This window comes from Mesorhizobium sp. M7A.F.Ca.AU.002.02.1.1, assembly GCF_003998535.1.
GTDB classification, from domain to species: Bacteria; Pseudomonadota; Alphaproteobacteria; order Rhizobiales; family Rhizobiaceae; genus Mesorhizobium; species Mesorhizobium ciceri.
Genome location: NZ_RZPB01000304.1, coordinates 1 through 4,498 on the forward strand (window position 1 = coordinate 1; position 4,498 = coordinate 4,498).

At 62.3% G+C, this 4,498-nt stretch carries 6 protein-coding genes; 3 read left to right on the forward strand and 3 right to left on the reverse strand.

Annotation, left to right across the window (positions count from 1 at the left end):
* Positions 1 to 45: 45 nt before the first annotated feature.
* Positions 46 to 507: a MarR family winged helix-turn-helix transcriptional regulator gene (locus tag EN879_RS18975; RefSeq protein ID WP_024501721.1), complete on the reverse strand. Its 462-nt coding sequence runs from the start codon at positions 505 to 507 to the stop codon at positions 46 to 48.
* A 65-nt stretch (positions 508 to 572) separates the two neighbouring features.
* Between EN879_RS18975 and EN879_RS18980 the strand changes: the two genes are divergently transcribed.
* The gene (locus tag EN879_RS18980; RefSeq protein WP_024501720.1) at positions 573 to 1,043 is read left to right on the forward strand and encodes a cupin domain-containing protein; all 471 of its coding nucleotides are present in this window, start codon (positions 573 to 575) and stop codon (positions 1,041 to 1,043) included.
* Positions 1,044 to 1,064: 21 nt separating this feature from the next.
* Here the strand turns inward: EN879_RS18980 and EN879_RS40015 are convergent, their stop codons facing one another.
* On the reverse strand, positions 1,065 to 1,457 hold the full coding sequence (locus EN879_RS40015; RefSeq protein WP_244514320.1) for a hypothetical protein: 393 nt from the start codon (positions 1,455 to 1,457) through the stop codon (positions 1,065 to 1,067).
* A 481-nt stretch (positions 1,458 to 1,938) separates the two neighbouring features.
* Here EN879_RS40015 and EN879_RS18990 point away from each other — a divergent pair, with 481 nt between their 5' ends.
* Together EN879_RS18990 and EN879_RS18995 are read left to right on the forward strand one after the other, a co-directional pair.
* A complete protein-coding gene (locus EN879_RS18990; protein WP_027160818.1) occupies positions 1,939 to 2,538 on the forward strand; it encodes a YdeI/OmpD-associated family protein in 600 nt (199 codons plus the stop codon).
* Between the two features lie 241 nt (positions 2,539 to 2,779).
* Positions 2,780 to 3,913 (forward strand): transporter substrate-binding domain-containing protein, encoded by a 1,134-nt coding sequence (locus EN879_RS18995; protein WP_224621835.1) that lies wholly within the window; start codon positions 2,780 to 2,782, stop codon positions 3,911 to 3,913.
* Between the two features lie 91 nt (positions 3,914 to 4,004).
* On the opposite strand, the gene EN879_RS19000 is transcribed toward EN879_RS18995, so the two are convergent.
* The gene (locus EN879_RS19000) at positions 4,005 to 4,286 is read right to left on the reverse strand and encodes a hypothetical protein (RefSeq protein ID WP_082826505.1); all 282 of its coding nucleotides are present in this window, start codon (positions 4,284 to 4,286) and stop codon (positions 4,005 to 4,007) included.
* Positions 4,287 to 4,498 lie beyond the last annotated feature (212 nt).

The following is a 4,498-nucleotide window of genomic DNA, read 5'->3' on the forward strand; positions in this document are numbered from 1 at the left end:
ATCGGAAAGGCCGGTGGAGCAGGGCGGACGGGCGCCGTCTCTGGCTCAGCGCACCAGCGGACTTTCCCAGACGACAAACAGCAGAGCTTTCAGCTGGGCAAAGCGCTCCGGCCCAAGTTCGGTGCGCCATTCCTCCTCGATGTCGCGCAGGATATCGACCATTTTCCAGAACGCGGCATGACCGCGTTCCGTGGATCGCACCACGCGCGCACCGCCATCGCCGGGAATGTCGGAGCGGACGAGGTAGCCGTACCCTTCGAGACTGCTGAGCAGCTGGTTGATGGCCTGTTTGCTCATGCCGGCACGCTCGGCGATGGTGCCGGGCCGCGCGCCGTCCGGTCCGGGAAACTGCAACACCGCCATATGCGGCAGGCGCAATTCGTCGAAACCGGCGGCGTTGAGCTCCTTGATCAGCCGCCGCTGGATCGCTTGTGCCGGCACGCGCAGCAGGGCGCCGATCAGCAGGTTCTCGGTCTTGGTCTGTAGAACTTCCGTTGAGGTGGGCATTGACGATCCGGTAAATTGAGCTTACTGATAGCGAGTAAATGTAATTTACCGGAGGGCTTTGCGCAATGTCGGTCATGAATCTTCAGGTCAATCCAGCCAATGAGACCGGCGACAAGGGGCTGTCGATTCGCTTCCTGGTGACGGGCGACAGTTCGAACGGCAGCATCGCCGCCTTTGAGTTGAGGGTTGCCAGCGGACTGCGCCTGCTGGCGCCGGCGCACAGCCATGATCACTACGAAGAGACGATCTACGGCATTGAAGGGGTGCTGACCTGGACCGTCGACGGCAAGCCGATCGAGGTCGGACCGGGAGAAGCGCTGTGCATCCCGCGCGGCGCAGTCCATCGCTTCGACAACAATGGCAGCGCGGATGCGAAAGCGCTGTGCGTCGTCACACCAGCGGCGATCGGTCCGGACTATTTCCGTGAGATATTCGCCATGTTCCACGCCGCCGCCGGCGGTCCGCCGGACAAGGCTGGGATGATGGATATCATGCGCCGCCACGGGCTGACGCCGGCAGCGCCGCCGCCAAGCTGAAGTCGGTCGAAGAGGCGCCGGTCACGCGCCGCAAGCGCTGAAGGTGGTGCCGGGGTTCCAGTCCTTGAAGGCGATGGTCTGGCCTTCGACCGAGACGTTCCTGTGCTTGGTGCTGCCGTCCGGCTGCTTTTCGCTGCTGGTGCCTTTGCCGGTCAGCACATTGTACTCGCAGGCGCTTTCGGCATTCTCCTTCAAATAGTCATAGTGGTCATAGGCGAAGCCGGCGACGATGAAGGCATCATTGCGCCAGGCGATGGTCAGCGTCATGTCGGTCCGTTCGCTGCCGATCTCCATCGCTGGCAGGTAGAATTTGATCGAGCCGTTGGGCAGCATCGTCAGTTCCGGCTCGGTGTCGGAGTTCTCGTAGCCCGCCCGCTCGTAGCCGTTCCATTCCCCTTGGATCTGCTCGTGCACGATCTCGACGGGTTTGAGGTAATTGTGCTCCTGTCCCTGAGGAAGAAGTGGACGTCCATCGGATGGCCGGGTTCGGTCTCCACCACCATGGCAAGATCGACGGCGCCGTCGCCATTGAAATCGCCAGTCACAGCCGTGATGATCTTCCGGGTTTCGATCGGCTCGGCGAGGGTGGCCGTGGGGAGAAACAACACAAAGGCGAGCAACAGAGATTTCATGCGTATTCCCCCGGGAGCGAGACGGCGTGCCCGAGCACGAGCATGGCAGGTATTCCGGGACTTTCTACAGTGGGGCGGGAAGAAAAATGTTCGGGCCGACGGGCGCGAAGGAACGCCGTGCGCGCCTGCCAAGTTTGCTGCCGGAAACTGACAGCAATTCATGCCACGATGCTGGCCAATGACGATGGGCATGATGCCGGAGGCAGGACGACAGTGAGAGCGATGACGCGAGGGGCAACAGCATCGAACGGGCAGGCCGACTGATGGCGCCGATCAAGGTCGATCCCGCCAAGGTCCACGAATTCGCGGATCCTGCCGGCTTCTACGCCTGGCTGAGCAAGCACCACGCCACGGAAACCGAAGTCTGGATCAAGGTGCACAAGGTGGGGTCGGGATTGAAATCGATCACCCCCAAGCAAGCCATCGACGTGGTGCTGTGCTTCGGCTGGATCGATGCGGTGCGCAAAGGGTTGGACGACAAGAGCTTCCTGCAGCGCTACACGCCGCGCGGCAGGAAGAGCATCTGGAGCCTGATCAACATCGACAATGTGGCGCGGCTGGTCGAGGAGGGCCGCATGACCGAGCATGGGCTCAAACAGGTCGAAGCGGCGAAGGCGGACGGGCGCTGGGCGCGCGCCTATGGCAGCGGCAAGGAGATGAAAATTCCCGATGATTTGCAAGCGGCCATAGACGCCGAACCCGCTGCGAAGGCGATGTTGGCAAAGCTCAGCGCGCAAAACCGCTTCGCGCTCGCCTTCCGCATTCACAACATGAAGACGGAGGCCGGGCGCAAGAGGAAGATCGAAGCGTTTGTGGCAATGCTGAAGCGCGGTGAGACGATCCATCCGCAAGGCAGGAAGTGAGGTTTGGCGCGAGTTCGTCTTCGGCGCCGCAAGCCTGTCCTCAAGGGATCCCTCGTTGCGCGAAGCGCTTCAGGATTTGAATCGCGAAATTGTTCCAACTGCTTGTTTTCGCGCAATTCGGGGTCGGCGTGGCGCGGCCGCTTCAGCAACGACATCGCTGGTGGACGGAGGAGGGCACGGCGGCTACCCTTCGAAAGCCGCGACGATCGAGCGGCGGACCGGTCGCTGGGAGTCGTTGCCGTTGAGAAGAGTTGCTTCGTGGACGATGGCGCTGGGTCTCATTGTCATCGTCGCGTGTGTGGGAGCCGGGGTCACGCTTGCCCAGACTTCGCCCGATCAGACTTCTCCCGACTTGGCTTCCCCCTCGGCCTCGCCGGCAAAAGAGATCTCGGTCGGGATAAAACAGGCGCCGCCTTTTGCGTTCAAGCTGCAGGACGGCAGCTGGTCGGGATTGAGCATCGACCTCTGGCAGAAAATGGCCGGGCGGCTCAACCTGCGCTTCCACTATGTCGAAGTGCCTGCCGTGCAGGACCAGATCGATGGCGTCGTCAGCGGCAGATTCGATGCGGCGATGGCCGCGATCACGGTCACGGCCGACCGCGAAAAGGCCGTCGACTTCACGCAGCCCTTCTTCACGACCGGGCTCGGCATCGCAACGCCGCTCAACAACCAGCCGTCATGGCGGCCGGTGCTGCATGCCCTGACGTCGTTCGGCTTCCTGCAGGCGGTTCTGGCGCTGGTCATCATATCGGTGGTGGTCGGCGTCCTCATCTGGATGTTCGAACGCCGGCACAATGACGATTTCGGCGGCGGCGTCGCCAAGGGACTGTTTTCCAGCATGTGGTGGTCGACCATCGCCGCGACGCAGGCCAGCACCGGTGATTTCGGCCCGCGAACCGTGCCGGGGCGCGTGCTGGCCGCGCTCTGGATGATGGGATCGATCATTGCGATCGCGGTGTTCACTGCGGGTGTCACATCGGTGCTGACGGTGACGCAGATGGAAGGCATGGTGCAGGGCGAAAGCGATCTCGCCGCGGTCAGGGTCGGCGCGGTGCAGAGCTCGTCGACGGCGTCCTATCTGGATTCGACCCAGATCCGTCATCAGGACTTTGCCTCGATCCAGCAAGGCCTCAACGCGCTTCGCGCCGGCAAGATCGACGCGCTGGTGCACGACAAGCCGCTGCTTGGCTGGCTGGTCGGGCAGAATTACGCGACAAGCCTGCAGGTTCTCGATGCGACGTTCGACCAGCAGCAATATGCCATTGCGCTGCCGCTCGGCAGCCCGTTGCGCAAGTCTCTCGATGTCGCCCTCCTGCAGACCATCGAAAGCGATTGGTGGAAGCAGGCCGTCTTCCAGTATCTGGGCGAGAAGTAGCCGGCAGCAATTTCAGCGGTGCTATGCGCTGGAAGAACCGCCGTCGCTATCCGAGAGTGGCGGCCTGTCTTTCAGGGATGGATGGTTGCTGTCACTGGTCCAGGTCGACCGGTGTCACGCCAAGAAGTTTCAGGGCATTGGCATAGGTCCGGATGCCTTGCGCCTGCTTGCGCTCGGCACAGAACCGGTTCGCCTTGTCCTGGAGTGCCGTTGCCTCGGCGATCTGGCTCGCGCTGGCACCGGGTTTGGCTTTGGTCTGGATGGCTCCGTCGAGTTGAAGACCGAGCCGGCTGCAATATTCGCTCCGGGTGACCGCCGCATCCGACTGTGCGACCGCAAGCACGGCGAGCGAAATGCCTGTCAGGGCAGCCATCCATCCGGTCGAACGTCGTTGCATGTTTCGGGACCATTTCTTCGCGTTGTGCCGCAGGCCGCGTGACCGCCGCGAGGGTGGTTATGACAGGCGATGTTTTCGCGAGTTTTTCCCGGATGTTGAATCTTGTTTCTGGAGTGTGTCTGGCGGTGAAGCTGCCAATCTCCCCCACGAGGGGGAGATCGGCGGTGTGCGGCGCTTGCGCCTCTTCC

Excerpts from the sequence above, each read along its gene's own strand:
- EN879_RS18990 (WP_027160818.1), top strand. The coding sequence starts at position 1,939 with ATGGCGCCGATCAAGGTCGATCCCGCCAAGGTCCACGAATTCGCGGAT.
- EN879_RS18980 (WP_024501720.1), top strand. The coding sequence starts at position 573 with ATGTCGGTCATGAATCTTCAGGTCAATCCAGCCAATGAGACCGGCGAC.
- EN879_RS19000 (WP_082826505.1), bottom strand. The coding sequence starts at position 4,286 with ATGGCTGCCCTGACAGGCATTTCGCTCGCCGTGCTTGCGGTCGCACAG.
- EN879_RS18975 (WP_024501721.1), bottom strand. The coding sequence starts at position 507 with ATGCCCACCTCAACGGAAGTTCTACAGACCAAGACCGAGAACCTGCTG.